18 protein-coding genes and 4 tRNA genes are annotated in these 17,649 nt (G+C 53.5%); 15 read left to right on the top strand and 7 right to left on the bottom strand.

The annotated features are described in order from the left end of the window. Nucleotides 1–42 precede the first annotated feature (42 nt). From fliB to sdiA, 8 genes are all read left to right on the top strand, one after another. Entirely contained in the window at nt 43–1,248 is a 1,206-nt protein-coding gene (gene fliB / locus BMW97_RS13595) for a flagellin lysine-N-methylase (RefSeq protein WP_045908168.1), read from the top strand. A gap of 129 nt (nt 1,249–1,377) precedes the next feature. After that, nucleotides 1,378–2,097 carry an RNA polymerase sigma factor FliA gene (locus BMW97_RS13590; RefSeq protein ID WP_008500338.1) on the top strand — a complete coding sequence of 240 codons (720 nt, stop codon included), beginning with the start codon at nt 1,378–1,380 and terminating at the stop codon, nt 2,095–2,097. A gap of 54 nt (nt 2,098–2,151) precedes the next feature. Beyond that, a complete protein-coding gene (gene fliZ, locus BMW97_RS13585; protein ID WP_008500339.1) occupies nt 2,152–2,703 on the top strand; it encodes a flagella biosynthesis regulatory protein FliZ in 552 nt (183 codons plus the stop codon). A gap of 86 nt (nt 2,704–2,789) precedes the next feature. After that, on the top strand, nt 2,790–3,590 hold the full coding sequence (gene tcyJ, locus BMW97_RS13580) for a cystine ABC transporter substrate-binding protein (protein WP_045908169.1): 801 nt from the start codon (nt 2,790–2,792) through the stop codon (nt 3,588–3,590). Between the two features lie 106 nt (nt 3,591–3,696). Beyond that, nucleotides 3,697–4,683 carry a D-cysteine desulfhydrase gene (dcyD, locus tag BMW97_RS13575; protein ID WP_045908170.1) on the top strand — a complete coding sequence of 329 codons (987 nt, stop codon included), beginning with the start codon at nt 3,697–3,699 and terminating at the stop codon, nt 4,681–4,683. Between the two features lie 21 nt (nt 4,684–4,704). Further along, complete coding sequence (tcyL, locus tag BMW97_RS13570; protein ID WP_014884380.1) at nt 4,705–5,373, top strand: cystine ABC transporter permease; 669 nt, start codon at nt 4,705–4,707, stop codon at nt 5,371–5,373. Beyond that, nucleotides 5,370–6,122, top strand: a complete 753-nt coding sequence (tcyN, locus tag BMW97_RS13565; RefSeq protein WP_008500343.1) for an L-cystine ABC transporter ATP-binding protein TcyN — start codon at nt 5,370–5,372, stop codon at nt 6,120–6,122. The genes tcyL and tcyN overlap by 4 nt, the downstream gene beginning before the upstream one ends. A 221-nt stretch (nt 6,123–6,343) precedes the next feature. Next, nucleotides 6,344–7,066: a quorum-sensing transcriptional regulator SdiA gene (sdiA, locus tag BMW97_RS13560; RefSeq protein ID WP_045908171.1), complete on the top strand. Its 723-nt coding sequence runs from the start codon at nt 6,344–6,346 to the stop codon at nt 7,064–7,066. Nucleotides 7,067–7,132: 66 nt separating this feature from the next. On the opposite strand, the gene BMW97_RS13555 is transcribed toward sdiA, so the two are convergent. Next, nucleotides 7,133–7,357 carry a DUF2594 family protein gene (locus tag BMW97_RS13555; RefSeq protein WP_008500345.1) on the bottom strand — a complete coding sequence of 75 codons (225 nt, stop codon included), beginning with the start codon at nt 7,355–7,357 and terminating at the stop codon, nt 7,133–7,135. A gap of 466 nt (nt 7,358–7,823) precedes the next feature. Between BMW97_RS13555 and uvrY the strand changes: the two genes are divergently transcribed. The 7 genes from uvrY (at nt 7,824) to BMW97_RS13520 (ending at nt 11,472) form a co-directional block, all read left to right on the top strand. Further along, on the top strand, nt 7,824–8,480 hold the full coding sequence (uvrY, locus tag BMW97_RS13550; protein WP_008500346.1) for a UvrY/SirA/GacA family response regulator transcription factor: 657 nt from the start codon (nt 7,824–7,826) through the stop codon (nt 8,478–8,480). Beyond that, the gene (uvrC, locus tag BMW97_RS13545; protein ID WP_090392922.1) at nt 8,477–10,309 is read left to right on the top strand and encodes an excinuclease ABC subunit UvrC; all 1,833 of its coding nucleotides are present in this window, start codon (nt 8,477–8,479) and stop codon (nt 10,307–10,309) included. The genes uvrY and uvrC overlap by 4 nt, the downstream gene beginning before the upstream one ends. 56 nt (nt 10,310–10,365) lie before the next feature. After that, on the top strand, nt 10,366–10,914 hold the full coding sequence (pgsA, locus tag BMW97_RS13540; protein WP_008500348.1) for a CDP-diacylglycerol--glycerol-3-phosphate 3-phosphatidyltransferase: 549 nt from the start codon (nt 10,366–10,368) through the stop codon (nt 10,912–10,914). 152 nt (nt 10,915–11,066) lie between these two features. After that, nucleotides 11,067–11,142: transfer RNA gene (locus BMW97_RS13535), tRNA-Gly, on the top strand. A 36-nt stretch (nt 11,143–11,178) separates the two neighbouring features. After that, nucleotides 11,179–11,254, top strand: a tRNA-Gly gene (locus BMW97_RS13530). Between the two features lie 46 nt (nt 11,255–11,300). After that, nucleotides 11,301–11,374 (top strand) — tRNA-Cys (locus BMW97_RS13525). A gap of 11 nt (nt 11,375–11,385) precedes the next feature. Next, nucleotides 11,386–11,472 (top strand) — tRNA-Leu (locus BMW97_RS13520). A 283-nt stretch (nt 11,473–11,755) separates the two neighbouring features. Here the strand turns inward: BMW97_RS13520 and BMW97_RS13515 are convergent. The 6 genes from BMW97_RS13515 to BMW97_RS13490 all read right to left on the bottom strand — a co-directional run bounded on the left by BMW97_RS13515 (nt 11,756) and on the right by BMW97_RS13490 (nt 17,430). After that, a complete protein-coding gene (locus tag BMW97_RS13515; RefSeq protein ID WP_045908173.1) occupies nt 11,756–12,217 on the bottom strand; it encodes an OB-fold protein in 462 nt (153 codons plus the stop codon). 206 nt (nt 12,218–12,423) lie between these two features. Then, on the bottom strand, nt 12,424–13,140 hold the full coding sequence (locus tag BMW97_RS13510) for an ABC transporter ATP-binding protein (RefSeq protein ID WP_008500393.1): 717 nt from the start codon (nt 13,138–13,140) through the stop codon (nt 12,424–12,426). Further along, complete coding sequence (locus tag BMW97_RS13505; RefSeq protein WP_045908174.1) at nt 13,137–14,012, bottom strand: ATP-binding cassette domain-containing protein; 876 nt, start codon at nt 14,010–14,012, stop codon at nt 13,137–13,139. Before BMW97_RS13505 ends, BMW97_RS13510 begins: the two co-directional genes overlap by 4 nt. Further along, the gene (gene livM / locus BMW97_RS13500; protein WP_045908175.1) at nt 14,009–15,283 is read right to left on the bottom strand and encodes a high-affinity branched-chain amino acid ABC transporter permease LivM; all 1,275 of its coding nucleotides are present in this window, start codon (nt 15,281–15,283) and stop codon (nt 14,009–14,011) included. The genes BMW97_RS13505 and livM overlap by 4 nt, the downstream gene beginning before the upstream one ends. Nucleotides 15,284–15,294: 11 nt before the next feature. Continuing rightward, nucleotides 15,295–16,209 (bottom strand): ABC transporter permease subunit, encoded by a 915-nt coding sequence (locus BMW97_RS13495; protein ID WP_032646250.1) that lies wholly within the window; start codon nt 16,207–16,209, stop codon nt 15,295–15,297. A gap of 99 nt (nt 16,210–16,308) precedes the next feature. Beyond that, nucleotides 16,309–17,430: a branched-chain amino acid ABC transporter substrate-binding protein gene (locus tag BMW97_RS13490; protein ID WP_090392920.1), complete on the bottom strand. Its 1,122-nt coding sequence runs from the start codon at nt 17,428–17,430 to the stop codon at nt 16,309–16,311. Nucleotides 17,431–17,649: the final 219 nt, after the last annotated feature.

Here is a 17,649-nt window from a genome sequence, read left to right as displayed (position 1 = left end):
TTCGGCGGGGTTTTTTTATCTCTGCTATTTGAGAATCCGCCCGTGAAACAAATCAGTGTCACTCAACCAAAGCTGGTCGCAGATTTTTCATGTGTCGGTGGGGAATGCCGCGAACATTGTTGTCAGGGCTGGACCATCGCATTTGATAAATCCTCCGTTAATCGCTATCTGAACAGTAAAAATGCCGCCATTCGTCACACGGCGAAAACGGCGATAAAAGTTACCAAAAAACAGTATGGCAACTGGGGCGAAGTGATTTTCCATACGGAAAGTAAAAACTGTCCGTTCATGGATACGGAAAAACTCTGTTCTATTCACAGCGCCATGGGCGCGCAGGCCTTAAGCCCAACCTGTTCGTCGTTTCCACGGACAAACCGGGTCTATAAAAATGAAATCGAAAAATCATTGAATCTCTCGTGTCCGGAAGTCACCCGACTTCTGTTGAACGATCGGGAGTCTATGTCGATGATGGAATCGGTCATTGTCCAGCAGGACGTCAATACTGCGCCGATGATTGATTTAAAGGCAAAAGTCATCAATCTCTTCTGCCAGAATATATTCAGCGTTGAGGACGTTAGCGTTGAAGAACAGGTTTACGCCGTGGTGAAGTTCCTCATGGTGGCTGAAAAACTCGAAAACCTGGAAGAAAATATCGGCACGCTCGAAACGGTTTATTTCTCGCTGGTTAACGAACTGGTGAGCGGTAAAATCAAGACGGAGCTGGGCGGATTTAATCAGAACTACAGCCTGAAATTCGCGTTAATTTCGCTCATCCAGAGTTACTTTACGAAGAAAGCGACGGCCCGCGGCGGTGCGGTGTTAAACCACTATTTTGCCCAGCTTTATCAACAGTTCGAATCTGTCGGTGATGCCGAACCGGCAGAGAAGGTCATGGAGAACATCGAGTCCGTCTGGCGCGATGTGGCGGGTAGTTACCTGGCGACCAATGACCACTTATTTAAGAACTTTTTTAAATACAAACTCTGGGAGCAGGGCTTCCCGCAGAGCAACGGTCGCAGCATGTTGAATAATCTTTATTTAATCGTTGCCGAGTACTATTTCCTGAAAACGTTACTTGCCGGTCAGGCTATCGTGGCGGGGAAAATTGAACAAGATAATATCATTGATGTTATTTACAGCTTCCACTCGCTAAGCCAGCATAATCAGGAAGCGGGAAAGCTCTTTCATCAACATATAGATAGCGTCAAACTGGGCGACGATCTTTCATTGTTGCAACTGTTAATTTAGGCAGAAAAGTTGCCCCGGTTGAGGGCAACCTCAGAATAACCTCACTTTATCCCCCTTTTTCATCCAATTGAACGCCCTGCAGAATCGGATAATCATGCCGATAACTCAACTAACGCAGGGCTGTTTATCGTGAATTCACTCTATACCGCTGAAGGTGTAATGGATAAACACTCGCTGTGGCAGCGTTATGTCCCGCTGGTGCGTCACGAAGCATTGCGCCTCCAGGTGCGCTTGCCGGCGAGCGTGGAACTCGACGATCTGCTACAGGCGGGCGGTATCGGGTTATTGAATGCAGTTGACCGATACGACGCTCTGCAAGGAACGGCATTTACGACTTACGCAGTTCAGCGTATTCGTGGTGCGATGCTGGACGAGCTGCGCAGCCGTGACTGGGTGCCGCGCAGTGTTCGCCGCAACGCACGCGAAGTGGCGCATGCGATGGGGCAGCTGGAACAGGAACTGGGACGCAACGCAACGGAAACTGAAGTGGCGGATCGTCTTGGCATTGCTGTTGAAGAGTATCGTCAGATGTTGCTCGATACCAATAATAGCCAACTCTTCTCTTATGACGAGTGGCGAGAAGAGCATGGCGATAGCATCGAGCTGGTGACGGATGAGCACCAGCAAGAAAACCCGTTACACCATTTAATGGAAGGGAATTTACGCCAGCGCGTCATGGAAGCTATTGAAGCTCTGCCTGAACGCGAACAGCTGGTATTGACCCTTTATTACCAGGAAGAGCTTAACCTCAAAGAGATTGGCGCTGTTCTGGAGGTGGGAGAGTCGCGGGTGAGCCAGCTGCACAGCCAGGCCATTAAACGCTTACGAACCAAGCTGGGTAAGTTATAGGTGATTGATTCACCTTAAAAATGCCGCACAACGTATTGACAACCAGGAGTTATCATGACGGTGCAGCAATCTAAAAGACGGCCTTTAAGCCGCTACCTGAAAGACTTTAAACACAGCCAGACGCATTGCGCCCACTGTAACAAGTTACTCGATCGTATCACGCTGGTTCGCCGCGGCGAAATCGTCAATAAGATCGCGATTTCTCGCCTCGACACGTTGATGGACGAAGCAGCATGGCTCGAAGAGCAAAAAGAGTGGGTGGCGCTTTGCCGTTTCTGTGGCGATCTCCATTGCAAAGAGCAAAGCGACTTCTTCGACATTATCGGCTTCAAGCAGTTCCTGTTTGAACAAACGGAGATGAGCCACGGCACCGTTCGCGAATATGTGGTTCGCCTGCGTCGCCTCGGACAACATCTGACCGTGAACAACATTTCCCGCGATCTGCTGAAAACCGGTTATCTGGACGAGAACCTGGAGCCGTGGCTGCCTGCGACCAGCACCAACAACTACCGAATTGCGCTGCGCAAGTATGCACAATATAAGGTACAAATGCCGGGTGCGATAAAGCAGAAAGCCCACGCCGGAACAACTTCTGATATATATTAAAAAAGAATAAGATGTAGCGCAGTCGCCTTTGACGTTGCAGGCGATTTCTCTACACTACGTAAAAATTCCACTATATCGGGGTATTTATGAAATTTGCACTTCTGGGTCGTCAGGCGCTGATGGGTGTTATGGCCGTTGCGCTGGTTGCAGGCATGAGCGTGAAAACGTTCGCCGCAGAAAACCTGCTGAATAAAGTGAAAGAGCGCGGTACGCTGCTGGTCGGGCTGGAAGGAACCTATCCTCCGTTCAGCTTCCAGGGCGATGACGGTAAGCTGACCGGTTTTGAAGTGGAGTTTGCTGAAGAGCTGGCGAAACACCTCGGCGTGAAAGCGTCCCTGAAACCGACCAAATGGGACGGTATGCTGGCGTCGCTGGATTCGAAACGTATTGATGTGGTCATCAACCAGGTCACCATTTCTGACGAGCGTAAGAAGAAGTATGACTTCTCCACCCCGTATACCGTATCCGGTATTCAGGCGCTGGTGAAGAAAGGCAACGAAGGTGGGATTAAAACTGCCGCGGACCTGAAAGGGAAGAAAGTCGGTGTCGGTCTGGGAACCAACTACGAAGAGTGGTTGCGCCAGAACGTGCAGGGCGTAGATATCCGTACCTATGATGATGACCCGACGAAGTACCAGGATCTGCGCGTGGGCCGTATCGACGCCATTCTGGTTGACCGCCTGGCGGCGCTGGATCTGGTGAAGAAAACCAACAACACCCTGGCGGTCGCGGGTGATGCGTTCTCTCGTCAGGAATCCGGTGTGGCTGTTCGTAAAGGTAACGAAGACCTGGTGAAAGCGATTGACGCGGCGATTGCGGATATGCAAAAAGACGGCAGCCTGAAAGCGCTTTCCGAGAAGTGGTTCGGGGCAGACGTCACGAAATAAGTTTCGGACGTAAAAAAAGGCGCTTTTAAAAGCGCCTTTTTTATTTCTTACGCGTCTGCGTGCATAATGAAAAATATCACATTTTGTCAGAGTTACCGGAGCATCCATGTCACTACAGAATTTAACGCGCTTTCCTCGCCTGGAGTTCATCGGCGCGCCGACGCCGCTGGAGTATCTGCCGCGATTTTCTGATTATTTAGGGCGCGATATTTTTATTAAGCGTGATGACGTGACGCCCATGGCGATGGGGGGCAACAAGCTGCGCAAGCTGGAGTTTCTGGCGGCGGACGCCCTGCGTGAAGGCGCGGATACGCTCATTACTGCCGGGGCCATCCAGTCCAACCACGTTCGCCAGACGGCGGCCGTAGCGGCGAAACTTGGGCTCCACTGCGTGGCGTTGCTGGAAAACCCGATTGGCACGCGGGCTGAAAACTATCTCACCAACGGTAACCGCCTGCTGCTGGATCTGTTTAACGTGCAGGTTGAGATGGTTGACGCGCTGACCGACCCGAGCGCCCAGCTCGATGAGCTGGCGACGCGTCTGGAAGCGCAGGGGTTCCGCCCCTACGTTATCCCCGTCGGCGGGTCGAATGCGCTGGGTGCGATGGGGTATGTGGAAAGCGCGCTGGAGATCGCGCAGCAGTGCGAGGGCGCGGTGAGTCTCTCCTCCGTGGTGGTCGCGTCCGGCAGTGCGGGCACCCATGCCGGGTTGGCGGTGGGGCTGGAGCAACTGCTGCCGGACGTCGAACTGATTGGCGTGACGGTGTCCCGCAGCGTCGCGGATCAGAAGCCAAAAGTGGTTACGTTACAGCAGGCGGTCGCAGAGCAGCTGGAGCTGAAGGCAAAGGCCGATATTCTGCTCTGGGATGACTATTTTGCGCCGGGTTACGGCACGCCGAACGAAGAGGGAATGGAAGCGGTGAAACTGCTGGCGCGACTCGAAGGCATACTGCTCGATCCGGTCTATACCGGCAAAGCGATGGCCGGACTGATCGACGGCATTGCGCAAAAACGCTTTAAGGATGAAGGGCCGATTTTATTTGTCCATACCGGCGGAGCGCCTGCGCTGTTTGCCTACCATCCTCATGTCTAAAAATCAGGTCGAAAAATAATAATGCAAGAAAGTATTCAACTGGTTATTGATTCTCTGCCGTATCTGCTGAAAGGTGCGGTATTTACGTTACAGCTTAGTATCGGCGGGATGTTCTTTGGGCTGGTTCTGGGTTTTGTGCTGGCCTTGATGCGCATGTCGCCCATCCTGCCGGTGCGCTGGCTGGCGCGCTTTTATATCTCCGTGTTTCGCGGTACGCCGCTTATCGCCCAGCTCTTTATGATCTACTACGGCTTACCGCAGTTTGGTATCGAGCTGGATCCGATCCCGGCAGCGATGATTGGCCTGTCGCTCAATACCGCGGCGTACACCTCCGAAACCCTGCGTGCGGCCATCTCCTCCATTGACAAAGGGCAGTGGGAAGCGGCGGCCAGTATCGGGATGACGCCCTGGCAGACGCTGCGCCGCGCCATTCTGCCGCAGGCGGCGCGCGTGGCGCTTCCGCCGCTCAGCAACAGCTTTATCAGCCTGGTGAAAGATACCTCCCTGGCGGCAACGATTCAGGTTCCGGAGCTTTTCCGTCAGGCACAGCTCATCACCTCCCGTACGCTTGAGGTCTTTACCATGTATCTGGCCGCCTCGCTGATTTACTGGGTGATGGCGACAGTGCTCTCTGCTCTGCAAAACTATTTCGAAAACCAGCTTAACCGCCAGGAGCGTGATCCAAAATGAGTGCAATTGACGTCAAAAACCTGGTGAAGAAATTCCACGGTCAAACGGTGCTCCATGGGATCGATCTGGAGGTCGAGCAGGGCGAAGTGGTGGCGATTATCGGACCGAGCGGTTCGGGAAAGACGACGCTGCTGCGCAGCATTAACCTGCTTGAACAGCCGGAAGGCGGCACCATCCGGGTCGGGGAGATAACGATTGATACCGGGAAATCCATCAGCCAGCAGAAAGGGTTGATTCGCCGCTTGCGCCAGCATGTCGGCTTTGTTTTCCAGAACTTCAATCTTTTCCCACATCGTACGGTGCTGGAGAACATCATTGAGGGGCCGGTTATCGTTAAAGGTGAGCCCAAAGAGGAAGCGACGGCGCGGGCTCGCGAACTGCTCGCCAAAGTTGGGCTGGCGGGAAAAGAGACCAGCTATCCGCGTCGCCTCTCTGGCGGCCAACAGCAGCGCGTGGCGATAGCGCGTGCGCTGGCGATGCGCCCGGACGTGATCCTGTTTGATGAACCGACCTCTGCGCTCGATCCGGAACTGGTGGGCGAGGTGCTGAACACCATTCGCCAGCTGGCACAGGAGAAACGTACGATGGTGATCGTCACCCATGAAATGAGCTTTGCGCGCGATGTCGCTGACAGAGCCATCTTCATGGATCAGGGGCGGATTGTGGAGCAGGGGCCAGCGAAAAGCCTGTTCGCTAACCCTCAACAGCCGCGAACCCGTCAATTCCTTGAAAAATTCCTTATGCAGTAGCATTTTTGCACGCATTTGCTCCAGAAATTTACTCTGGAGCAAATTATTCTCCCTCTGCATGAGGTCCCCTGTTTTTTTATTCTATCCGGCTCGGATAAACCTTATCGATAGTAAAGTTAATTGTGCTATTGCCGATATTTTGTGGTTAGAAAAAAGTTTTCTGTGTTAGCTTATATTCACCATAATAATGATTATCTGTTCAGAGGCTTCATTTAGTAAGTATGAAGGATTTAGACTTTTTCACCTGGCGACGGGAGTGCTCCCTCCGGTTTCAGGAATTGACCTGTGCCGCCGAGGTATATCAGGAGCTGGAGCGACAAACTCAGGCGCTGGAATTCGATTATTATGCGCTCTGTGTGCGCCATCCCGTGCCATTTACGCGCCCTAAGATCTCCCTGCATACCACTTATCCAAAGCTGTGGATGGCGCAATATCAATCCGCGAACTATTTCGCGATCGATCCGGTTTTAAAACCGGAGAATTTCATTCAGGGGCATCTCCCCTGGACAGACGCATTATTCGCTGAGGCGCAGGAATTATGGCATAGCGCCCAGGACCACGGTTTACGCGCCGGAATAACGCAGTGCCTGATGCTGCCGAATCATGCGCTCGGCTTCCTGTCTGTTTCCCGTAGTCGCGTACAGGAAGGGCCATTAGCCCATGAGGAAATAGAACTGCGGTTGCAAATGCTGGTGCAAATGGCTTTAACCTCCCTGATGCGTTTTGACCATGAGATGGTCATGCCGCCCGAAATGAAATTCAGCAAGCGCGAGCGTGAAATTCTGAAATGGACTGCGGAAGGGAAGACGTCAGCGGAAATAGCGATCATCCTCTCGATCTCAGAGAATACCGTTAACTTCCATCAGAAGAATATGCAGAAGAAATTTAACGCGCCCAATAAGACTCAGATCGCGTGCTACGCGGCGGCAACGGGACTGATCTGACTCCGTAAAACGTTCTGCGTGACAGACGAGCGAACGGCTGAATGCACTGCATCCAGCCGTTTTTTGTTACTGGCGGTAGGCTTGCTTGATTTGCTTAACGGTGTTAGCAAATACCGCTGATTCAGCCTGGTCTTCCATCTCCGCGATTTGTTTTTCCATTTTAATGATCACACGGCCGGCATCAGCCTGGCCCATCGCCTGCAGCATCAGCGTCAGCAGTGCCTTCAGGCAGTTTACTTCCTGTGCCAGTTCCTGGTTATTCTCCGCAGTGGCAAATTCAGGTGTGCTCATTTATTTTCCTCATTATTAAACGGCGCTAGAGCGCGACGACGAAAGTCAAGGCGGCGGAGTATACCACAAGCTAACGCAAAAAATGCAGCGGTTGTTTTTCGTACTTTTACGCGGGTGTTTAATTGCGTAAACAGATCGTACCGGTAAACTCAACCGGGTTAATGACTATTAATTGTTTAGGTCGGGTCCGCTTGCCGTTAATTATTGTTACAAAAAGTTGATCCCTGTTTTTGTGCAGGTTAAGCCAGCACGTTTTTTTGTAACTTTTTGAATACAGATGATTAAAAAAAGCCGCAAGAGCCCTAAAAACACGGGCTCTCTTTCCACCGCCTGTACAGGCTAATTTCCAAAAACGAGAGCAAAATCGAATAGCCGGTTTTTTAACGTTTTAATCTTGTCATGAAAACCGTTAATATAAACCAAATTATCACTCAGTAGCGTTATCCCTATTCTGGAGACATTTCCTTTGATCAACGTCCTTCTTGTTGATGACCACGAACTGGTGCGCGCAGGGATACGACGCATTCTTGAAGATATTAAAGGTATTAAAGTTGCCGGTGAGGCATGCTGTGGTGAAGATGCGGTAAAATGGTGCCGTACTCACTCCGCCGATGTGGTGCTGATGGATATGAACATGCCCGGTATCGGTGGTCTTGAGGCAACACGCAAAATCGCGCGTACCTTTGTAGACACCAAAGTCATCATGCTGACCGTGCATACCGAAAATCCACTGCCCGCGAAAGTGATGCAGGCGGGGGCCGCGGGTTACCTGAGTAAAGGTGCTGCACCGCAGGAAGTCGTCAATGCTATCCGTTCCGTGTTTGCCGGACAGCGTTACATTGCGTCCGACATCGCTCAGCAGATGGCGCTGAGTCAGATCGAGCCCGAGAAAACCGAATCACCGTTTGCCAGTTTGTCCGAGCGTGAATTGCAGATTATGCTGATGATCACCAAAGGTCAGAAGGTGAATGAGATCTCGGAACAGCTGAATCTCAGCCCGAAAACGGTAAACAGCTATCGTTATCGGATGTTCAGTAAACTGAACATTCATGGTGACGTCGAACTGACGCATCTGGCCATCCGACATGGTTTGTGTAATGCGGAGACGTTGTTAAGTCAGTGAGTGATGTGTTCGATTCAAAAGCATTTCTGAAAACCGTAACCAGCCAGCCTGGCGTCTATCGCATGTATGACGCTGGCGGTACGGTTATCTATGTGGGGAAGGCAAAAGATCTTAAAAAACGCCTTTCCAGCTATTTTCGCAGCAACCTGGCCTCCCGTAAGACCGAAGCGCTTGTCTCACTCATCCAGAATATTGATGTCACCGTCACGCACACGGAGACAGAAGCGCTGCTGCTTGAGCACAACTATATTAAGCTGTACCAGCCGCGCTATAACGTCCTGTTGCGCGATGATAAATCCTATCCGTTTATCTTTCTGAGCGGTGACACCCATCCGCGCCTCGCCATGCACCGTGGTGCAAAACATGCGAAGGGAGAATATTTCGGGCCGTTCCCCAATGGCTATGCCGTACGTGAAACGCTGGCGCTGCTGCAAAAAATCTTCCCGATCCGCCAGTGTGAAAACAGCGTTTACCGTAACCGCTCGCGCCCGTGCCTGCAGTACCAGATTGGACGCTGCCTGGGGCCGTGCGTGGCCGGGCTGGTGAGTGAAGAAGAGTATGCGCAGCAGGTGGAGTATGTGCGCCTGTTCCTGGCCGGTAAAGACGATCAGGTGTTAACGCAGCTGATTGCGCGGATGGAAAAAGCCAGCGCCGCACTCGAGTTCGAAGAGGCCGCGCGTATCCGCGATCAAATCCAGGCGGTGCGCAGAGTCACGGAGAAACAGTTTGTCTCGAATACCGGTGACGATCTCGACGTGATCGGCGTGGCCTTTGACGCCGGGATGGCCTGCGTGCATGTGCTGTTCATACGCCAGGGCAAAGTGCTCGGCAGCCGCAGCTATTTCCCGAAAGTGCCTGGCGGTACCGAACTGGGCGAAGTGGTGGAAACCTTTGTCGGCCAGTTCTATCTCCAGGGGAGCCAGATGCGAACGCTGCCTTCTGAGATCCTGCTCGATTTTAATCTTGATGATAAAACCCTGCTGGCCGATTCGCTCTCTGAACTGGCTGGGCGCCGGGTCAATGTACAAACCAAACCGCGCGGCGATCGTGCGCGCTATCTGAAGCTGGCGCGGACCAACGCGGCAACGGCGCTGAGCACGAAGCTGTCGCAGCAGTCGACGGTGCACCAGCGTTTAACGGCCCTGGCGGCGCTGCTGAAGCTTCCGGAAGTGAAACGGATGGAGTGTTTCGACATCAGCCATACGATGGGGGAACAGACGGTCGCGTCCTGCGTGGTGTTTGATGCTAACGGCCCGCTGCGCGCCGAATATCGCCGCTATAACATCACCGGCATCACGCCGGGCGATGACTATGCGGCGATGAATCAGGTGATGCGTCGTCGCTATGGTAAAGCCATAGAAGAGAGCAAGATCCCGGATGTGATCCTGATTGACGGCGGGAAAGGGCAACTCGGCCAGGCGAAAGCGGTATTTGAATCGCTTGATGTCAGCTGGGATAAACACCATCCGCTGCTGCTGGGCGTCGCAAAAGGGGCCGATCGTAAGGCCGGTCTGGAGACACTGTTCTTCGAGCCGGAAGGTGAGGGCTTCAGCCTGCCGCCAGACTCTCCGGCGCTGCACGTCATCCAGCATATTCGCGATGAATCGCACGATCACGCCATCAGCGGTCACCGCAAAAAACGGGCGAAGGTGAAAAACACCAGCTCACTCGAGACGATCGAAGGCGTGGGGCCAAAACGTCGCCAGATGCTGCTGAAGTATATGGGCGGATTGCAAGGATTACTCAACGCCAGCATGGAGGAAATTGCAAAAGTGCCGGGTATTTCGCAAGGGCTGGCAGAAAAGATCTACTACTCGTTGAAACATTGAGGGCTCTGTAGCAACATAGAGCTAAATTTTACTGACAACAAATAGTTACCGTCACTATGCAATATAATATCCCTACGTTGCTCACTCTTTTTCGTGTCGTACTCATTCCGTTCTTCGTGCTGGCGTTTTACCTGCCGGTTGTCTGGGCACCCTTTGCCTGCGCATTGATCTTCCTTATTGCAGCGGTAACAGACTGGTTTGATGGCTACCTGGCGCGCCGCTGGAATCAAAGCACCCGTTTCGGCGCCTTCCTCGATCCGGTGGCGGATAAGGTGATGGTCGCGATTGCGATGGTGCTGGTGGCTGAGCACTATCATACCTGGTGGGTGACGCTGCCTGCGGCAACCATGATCGGCCGTGAGATTATTATCTCTGCGCTGCGCGAGTGGATGGCGGAACTGGGGAAACGCAGCAGCGTGGCAGTCTCCTGGATTGGTAAAGTGAAAACGACGGCGCAGATGGCGGCGCTGGTCTGGATGCTCTGGCGTCCGAACGCCTGGGTTGAGTGGGCTGGGATTGGCCTCCTGTGGGTGGCGGCAGTGCTGACGTTGTGGTCAATGCTGCAATATTTGAACGCTGCGCGCGGGGATTTGCTTGATCAGTGATCGTTTCGCCGTAATTTTCAGCAAACGATCCGGGGATGCAAAAAATAACGTTGACTCATAACGTCATATCAGTAGAATGCAACGCATCGAACGGCGGCACAGTCAGCCGGACGATAATGAAATCAAGTGGTTAGACATTTACTTGATGACATGCGGGAATAGCTCAGTTGGTAGAGCACGACCTTGCCAAGGTCGGGGTCGCGAGTTCGAGTCTCGTTTCCCGCTCCAAAATTTGAAAGTGCTTTCACAGCACGGACTGCCCAAGCGGGAATAGCTCAGTTGGTAGAGCACGACCTTGCCAAGGTCGGGGTCGCGAGTTCGAGTCTCGTTTCCCGCTCCAGATTAAAGGCATGCGCAACAGCGGGTGTCAGTTTGAAAAGTTTTACGGCGCGTTAGCAAAGCGGTTATGTAGCGGATTGCAAATCCGTCTAGTCCGGTTCGACTCCGGAACGCGCCTCCACTTTCTTCCCTGGCCGGATGGTGGAATCGGTAGACACAAGGGATTTAAAATCCCTCGGCGTTCGCGCTGTGTGGGTTCAAGTCCCACTCCGGCTACCATGGGAAACAAAGAATAATCAAAGCAATAAGCAGTGTCGTATAAACCACCGAAAGGTGGTTTTTTATTTTCTGAATTTCACTCTTCCGTCATTCCAGCTATTCAATAGTATCCTGGCCGGCTACATATTTACGTCTTCATATGGATTTCTTGCCCCGATAATGCAACTCAACTGGTGCGTGGGATGATGGGGTTTATGTAGGCATATCTGGAATCGATTAGGATTATGATGTTGAAGACATCATGAGCGGGAGAATGGAATGGGAGGGCAACCCTCCCGATTCGTTATTTTGCAAATAAACAATCTCGTCCAGCTGGTGCACCCATTACTCGGATCATTTTTTTACAAATCACAGTGACCTGCTGACCTTTTTTCAATGCTACGGCGGTGGACTTTTCTGAGTTTTCCATCTCCATTCGTGCAGGCATGAACTGGTTGTCTGTTTGTAAGCCGACGATAATGGAGTCTGTAAAATCTTTATCAATGGACTGTACAACACCCTTGACTGCGATGAGCTTACCCTTCATGTTTTCATCGGTTGCGACTTCATTCTCTTCATAAGCTTTAAAAAGCTCTTTCGCGGAGGTCGTAAACACTTCTTTTTGCGGTACTGACTTCTGCGTATCCGTAACGGATGCAGAAGACGAAGTCGCGCCTGCTTGCGATTTGTCGTCTTTACCGACGATGTATCCCAGAACCATCAAAGCAATAAAGATATAGAAAATCCATTTAATAAATTTCTTCATGTAATTACCTGTTAGCTAATAGTTTTACTGTGTGAGAATGTGAAGATATCACTTTATTACTTTATCGCATAAGGACGCTTATTGCATATAAAAAGGATTTACACGAGTAAATTATTTTATCCCTTTTCATGGGAAGCATTATTGGGATATCACGAAAGGGTAGCCTCGGACTATATGTGGTTTGTTGGTGCATGAACATTGTGTAGTTACACCCCGCCCAAATACGCCTTCCTCACCTCCTGATTCCCCAGCAATTCCTCACCGCTGCCGCTCAGCCGGATCTGGCCGTTCACCATCACATACCCCCGGTCAGACAGCTTCAACGCATGGTGCGCATTCTGCTCCACCAGAAAAATGGTCATACCGCTGCGGGCCAGCTCTCGCAGCGTCTGGAAGATCTGCTTCACCACAATCGGGGCTAAGCCCAGGCTGGGCTCATCCAGCAGCAGCAGCTTCGGACGGCTCATCAGCGCCCTGGCGATCGCCAGCATCTGCTGTTCCCCGCCGGACATGGTCATCGCGCGCTGTTTACGCCGCTCTTTAAGGCGAGGGAAAAGGTCAAACATGGTTTGCATATCTTCAGCCGCAAACTGATTGCCGATGGGAATGGTCCCCATCAGCAGGTTCTCTTCAACGGTCATATCCGGGAAGATTCGTCTTCCTTCCGGTGCCTGCGCAATGCCGCCGGACGCAACGTAGTGGGTGGATTGATGGCTGATATCTTCACCACAGAACAGGATCTGCCCGCTGCGGATACGGGGTTGACCAAAGATGGACATCAGCAATGTCGATTTACCCGCGCCGTTTGCGCCAATCAGCGCCACGGTTTCCCCCTTATTCACCTCAAGAGAGACCTGCTTCAGCGCCTGAATGACGCCGTAAAACACATCCACTTCGCGAAAAGCCAGCAGCGGTTCGCTCATAGGGAGACCTCGCTTTCATCCGTGCCCAGGTAGGCGGCAATGACCTTTTCATCATGCTGGATCTGCTCGGGTTTCCCCCTGGCAATCACATCGCCGTGGTCGAGCACGATAATGTCGTCCGAAATTTCCATCACCATCCCCATATCATGCTCAATCAGCAATACCGTGATGTCATGATGATCTCGCAGAAAGCGAATAATCCCGCTCAGCTTGTGCGTTTCAACCGGGTTCAGTCCTGCGGCGGGTTCATCCAGACAGATCATTTCCGGCCCGGTACACATTGCCCGGGCGATTTCCAGTCGCCGCTGCTGGCCGTAGGACATTTCTCCCGCCAGGCGATTGGCGCACTCCACCAGATCCACCACTTCAAGCCAGTAAAAGGCTCTGTCCAGGGCGTCGCTTTCCGCCCGTCGGTAGGACGGCGTATTCAGGATCCCGGCGAGCAGATTGCGGTTCACCCGCATATGCTGCGCCACCAGCAGATTTTCCACGACCGACATCTCGCGAAAAAGACGGATATTTTGAAACGTGCGCGCCAGCCCGGCACGGTTGACCAGGTGGGTTCCGCCGAACATTTTGTAGCACAGACGCTGCCCGAGCTGCGCGGGGTTAATCCAGTCGCCGGGCTGGAATTTTTGGCCGAGTACCTGAATAACGTTGGTCGTTTTATGGCGGGTATTAAATAAAATGCTGCCGCCGGAGGCTCTGTAGAAGCCCGTCAGGCAGTTAAAGACGGTGGTTTTTCCTGCCCCGTTTGGCCCAATCAGGGCGGTAATGGAGCCGCGCTGCACGTCCAGGTTGACGTCATTCAGGGCCTTAATCCCGCCAAAATGCATCATCAGATGCTCAACGCGTAATATCGTTTCGTTCATGGCGCGACGCCCTTACGCACGGCAAACCCGCTGCGGTTAATGCGGATCAAACCGCGTGGACGCCAGATCATCATGACCACCATCAGCATGCCAAACAGCAGGACGCGGTACTCGGCAAAACTGCGCAGCAGTTCCGGCGTGACCGTGAGCACGAAGGCGGCCAGCACCACGCCCAGCGTCGAGCCCATACCGCCCAGCACCACAATGGCGAGGATCAGTGCCGATTCAAAGAAGGTAAAGGAGGTTGGATTCACGAACCCCTGATAGGTGGCGAAGAACACCCCCGCAATGCCCGCGGTCGACGCACCCAGCGTAAAGGCGGAAAGCTTTACCAGAACATGGTTCAACCCCATTGAGCGACAGGCAATTTCGTCTTCACGCAGGGCTTCCCATGCCCGGCCAATCGGCATGCGCGTCAGGCGGTGCTTGATGTAGAGCACCAGCATCACCACCAGAAACAGCACCGCGTAGATAAAGATAAACTTCATGTTCGGGTTGTAGGTCAGGTGGAAAAACTCGTGGAAGGGCACGCCGCCTTCTTTCGCGCGTCGTCCAAATTCCAGACCGAAAAAGGTCGGGGGAGGGGCAGACACGCCGTTGGGGCCGCCGGTGAAGGTCAGCCAGTTGTTCAGTATCAGGCGAATGATCTCCCCGAATCCGAGAGTGACGATGGCCAGATAGTCACCGTGCATGCGCAGCACCGGGAAGCCGAGCAGGGCGCCTGCGGCGGCGGCCATGATTGCCGCCAGCGGCAGCATGCTCCAGAACCCCAAGCCGAGATACTGGTATCCCAGCGCCAGGCCGTACGCACCAATCGCATAGAACGCGACATACCCCAGATCCAGCAGACCGGCCAGGCCCACGACGATGTTCAGTCCCAGGCCAAGAAGCACGTAGATCAGCCCGAGGATGGCGACGGTAAGCACATATTTGGTGGCGACAAACGGGAAGCAAACTGCAAGAGCAATCACCAGGGGAATGATCCAGCGCATGCGGCTTTTGTAGTCCGGTGGCCGGACATAAACGCCCGCGCTGTCGGCCTCGAAGCGCGCCTGGAAACGGGCCCCGGCAGCGGTACCTAAAAAAGCGCTCAACAGAAAACGCCCTAACATGACGATGCCCACCATCCAGGCCAGGCGCTGCCCGGCGAAGGTAAAGCTATACCCGTCCAGCACCACGCCCGCGATGGGGCCGAAGATAATCAGCGCAATCAGCCCGGAAAAAATCGCGTCCAGAATGCAGCGTTTAAGTGAAAAACCGTGTGATGTCATCATTCTCTCCCTCACACTTTGGCCACTATTGGGCGCCCGAGCAGTCCCTGGGGACGGAAAATAAGGATCATGACCAGCAGGCCGAACGAGAAGACGTCTTTATAGTCCGAGTTCACCATGCCCGAGAACTGCGCTTCCGCCACGCCCAGGATAAGGCCACCGAGCATGGCGCCGGGAAGGGAGCCGATGCCGCCAAGTACCGCCGCCGTGAAGGCTTTAATACCGATCACAAACCCGACGTAGAAATCAAAGGTGCCGTAGTTCATGGTGATCAGCACCCCCGCCAGGCCCGCCATCGCCGCGCCGATGACAAAGACCAGCGAAATAATCCGGTCGGTGTTAATGCCCAGAATGGAGGCCATTTTGCGATCCTGCTGGACCGCGCGGCACATCCGCCCCAGCCGGGTACGGTTGATTATCCAGGTGAGCACCAGCATGCCGGCAAACGAGGCAACCAGGATAAACACTTTGGTGTAGGTTATCTGCACGAACCCTTCGCCAAGATGCAGGCGAATAACGCCGTCCAGCATGGTCGGTACCCCTTGCTGGCGCGGGCCCTGGCTCAGCTGCGCGTAGTTTTGCAGGATAAGCGACATCCCGATGGCGGAGATCAGCGGTGCCAGGCGCGTGGAGTTGCGTAGCGGTTTGTAGGCGATACGCTCGATTGTCCAGCCGTACACCCCGGTAACCACAATGGTGAACACCAGCGTGCCGAGGATCAGCAGCGGGAACGACTGCAGGCCGAAGAACGAGAGCAGCGCCAGGCCAATAGCGCAGAGATAGGCGGAAATCATATACACTTCGCCGTGGGCGAAATTAATCATGCCAATAATGCCGTACACCATGGTGTAGCCGATGGCGATCAGGCCGTAGACGGAACCCAGCGTTAAACCATTGATTAACTGTTGCAGGAAGAATGTACTCATCTTAGCGCGCTCGTTTTATAGGCTGCGCGAGCCGCGCAGCCTGATGTTTATTACGCGCCGACGGGAGAGCCCGTCGGCGTTGAGCGTGACTCCGTCCCGTTACTGCACTTCCTTATACTTTCCTTTGTCGTCCCACTGGTAAACCACGTAGTCAGAGACCTTCAGATCGCCTTTGCTGTCCCAGGCTTTTTTGCCCATCACCGTGTCGACGGAATTGGCCTTCAGCCACTCGCTGGCTTTGGCAGAATCCTTGCCGCCGGTGGCCTTGAAGGCCGCGGCAATCGCCTGTACGGAGGCATAGGAGTAAAGCGTGTAACCTTCCGGCTCGAATTTACCGGCGCGGAATTTCTCGATAACCGCTTTGCCGTCCGGGATCAGGCGCGGGTCTTTACCGAAGGTCATGTAAATGCCATTGGTATATTGCGGGCCGCGCGCGGCGGTCACCATCTCCTCGTTGACGATGCAGTCCCCGGAGAAGAATTTTGCCTGTACGCCCTGTTCACGCATCTGGCGAACCAGCGGACCGGCTTCCGGGTGACAGCCACCGAAGAACACGACGTCCGGTTTTTGCGCGCCGATCTTGGTGACCAGCGCGTTAAAGTCTTTTTCACCGCGGGATAACCCCTCGTACATCACATCCTGAACCCCGCGTTTCGCCAGCGCCGCTTTGGTGGCGTCAGCCAGACCCTGACCATAGGTGTCTTTGTCGTGAATGATCACCACGCGTTTAGCTTTCAATTTGTCGATGATGAAGTCGCTGGCAACCTGACCCTGTTGGTCGTCGCGGCCGCACATGCGGAACATATCGCTCATGCCGCGTTCGGTAATCAGCGGGTTGGTTGAACCGGGGGTAATGGCGATGATCCCCGCATCGCTATACACCTCGGAGGCGGGCATGGTGGAAGAGGAGCAGAAATGGCCGACCACGGCGTTGACTTTATCCTGGTCAACTAAACGGTTGGCAACGGCGACGGCCTGCTTCGGCTCGCAGGCGTCATCTCCCTGAACCAGTTTGATCTTCTCACCATTAATGCCGCCGGCGGCATTAATGTCTTCAGCAGCCTGCGTTGCGCCGTGCCAGTATTGATCGCCATAGGTGGCGTTCGGTCCCGTGAACGGACCGGCCACGCCAATCACAATATCTGCCCGGGCGGAAAACGCCGTCACCAGACAACCGGCCAGCACAAGAGAAAGAGGAGTTCTGATAAATTTCAGCGACATTATTATGTTCCTTAGCAAAGAGGTTTTTGCACCACGGCGTAAACCCGAACGCCCGACGGCGCAGCCAATCCGAAACACGAGCAAGAACAAAATGCACTAAACGAACAAGATACAGACGGCATCCTGCATATACGGCGAGGTATCCCTGCGCAGCGTCGCGCGAAGAACATTAAGCAAAAACGTTGCCAGAATGGTTAACCCATTGACGGGCTTGTGACA

This window comes from Enterobacter sp. NFIX58, assembly GCF_900110475.1.
GTDB classification, from domain to species: Bacteria; Pseudomonadota; Gammaproteobacteria; order Enterobacterales; family Enterobacteriaceae; genus Enterobacter; species Enterobacter quasiroggenkampii.
This window is presented reverse-complemented; position numbering and strand designations above follow the sequence as displayed.

Excerpts from the sequence above, each read along its gene's own strand:
- fliZ (WP_008500339.1), top strand. The coding sequence starts at position 2,152 with ATGACGGTGCAGCAATCTAAAAGACGGCCTTTAAGCCGCTACCTGAAA.
- tcyJ (WP_045908169.1), top strand. The coding sequence starts at position 2,790 with ATGAAATTTGCACTTCTGGGTCGTCAGGCGCTGATGGGTGTTATGGCC.
- dcyD (WP_045908170.1), top strand. The coding sequence starts at position 3,697 with ATGTCACTACAGAATTTAACGCGCTTTCCTCGCCTGGAGTTCATCGGC.
- tcyL (WP_014884380.1), top strand. The coding sequence starts at position 4,705 with ATGCAAGAAAGTATTCAACTGGTTATTGATTCTCTGCCGTATCTGCTG.
- tcyN (WP_008500343.1), top strand. The coding sequence starts at position 5,370 with ATGAGTGCAATTGACGTCAAAAACCTGGTGAAGAAATTCCACGGTCAA.
- sdiA (WP_045908171.1), top strand. The coding sequence starts at position 6,344 with ATGAAGGATTTAGACTTTTTCACCTGGCGACGGGAGTGCTCCCTCCGG.
- BMW97_RS13555 (WP_008500345.1), bottom strand. The coding sequence starts at position 7,357 with ATGAGCACACCTGAATTTGCCACTGCGGAGAATAACCAGGAACTGGCA.
- pgsA (WP_008500348.1), top strand. The coding sequence starts at position 10,366 with ATGCAATATAATATCCCTACGTTGCTCACTCTTTTTCGTGTCGTACTC.
- BMW97_RS13515 (WP_045908173.1), bottom strand. The coding sequence starts at position 12,217 with ATGAAGAAATTTATTAAATGGATTTTCTATATCTTTATTGCTTTGATG.
- BMW97_RS13510 (WP_008500393.1), bottom strand. The coding sequence starts at position 13,140 with ATGAGCGAACCGCTGCTGGCTTTTCGCGAAGTGGATGTGTTTTACGGC.
- BMW97_RS13505 (WP_045908174.1), bottom strand. The coding sequence starts at position 14,012 with ATGAACGAAACGATATTACGCGTTGAGCATCTGATGATGCATTTTGGC.
- livM (WP_045908175.1), bottom strand. The coding sequence starts at position 15,283 with ATGACATCACACGGTTTTTCACTTAAACGCTGCATTCTGGACGCGATT.
- BMW97_RS13495 (WP_032646250.1), bottom strand. The coding sequence starts at position 16,209 with ATGAGTACATTCTTCCTGCAACAGTTAATCAATGGTTTAACGCTGGGT.
- BMW97_RS13490 (WP_090392920.1), bottom strand. The coding sequence starts at position 17,430 with ATGTCGCTGAAATTTATCAGAACTCCTCTTTCTCTTGTGCTGGCCGGT.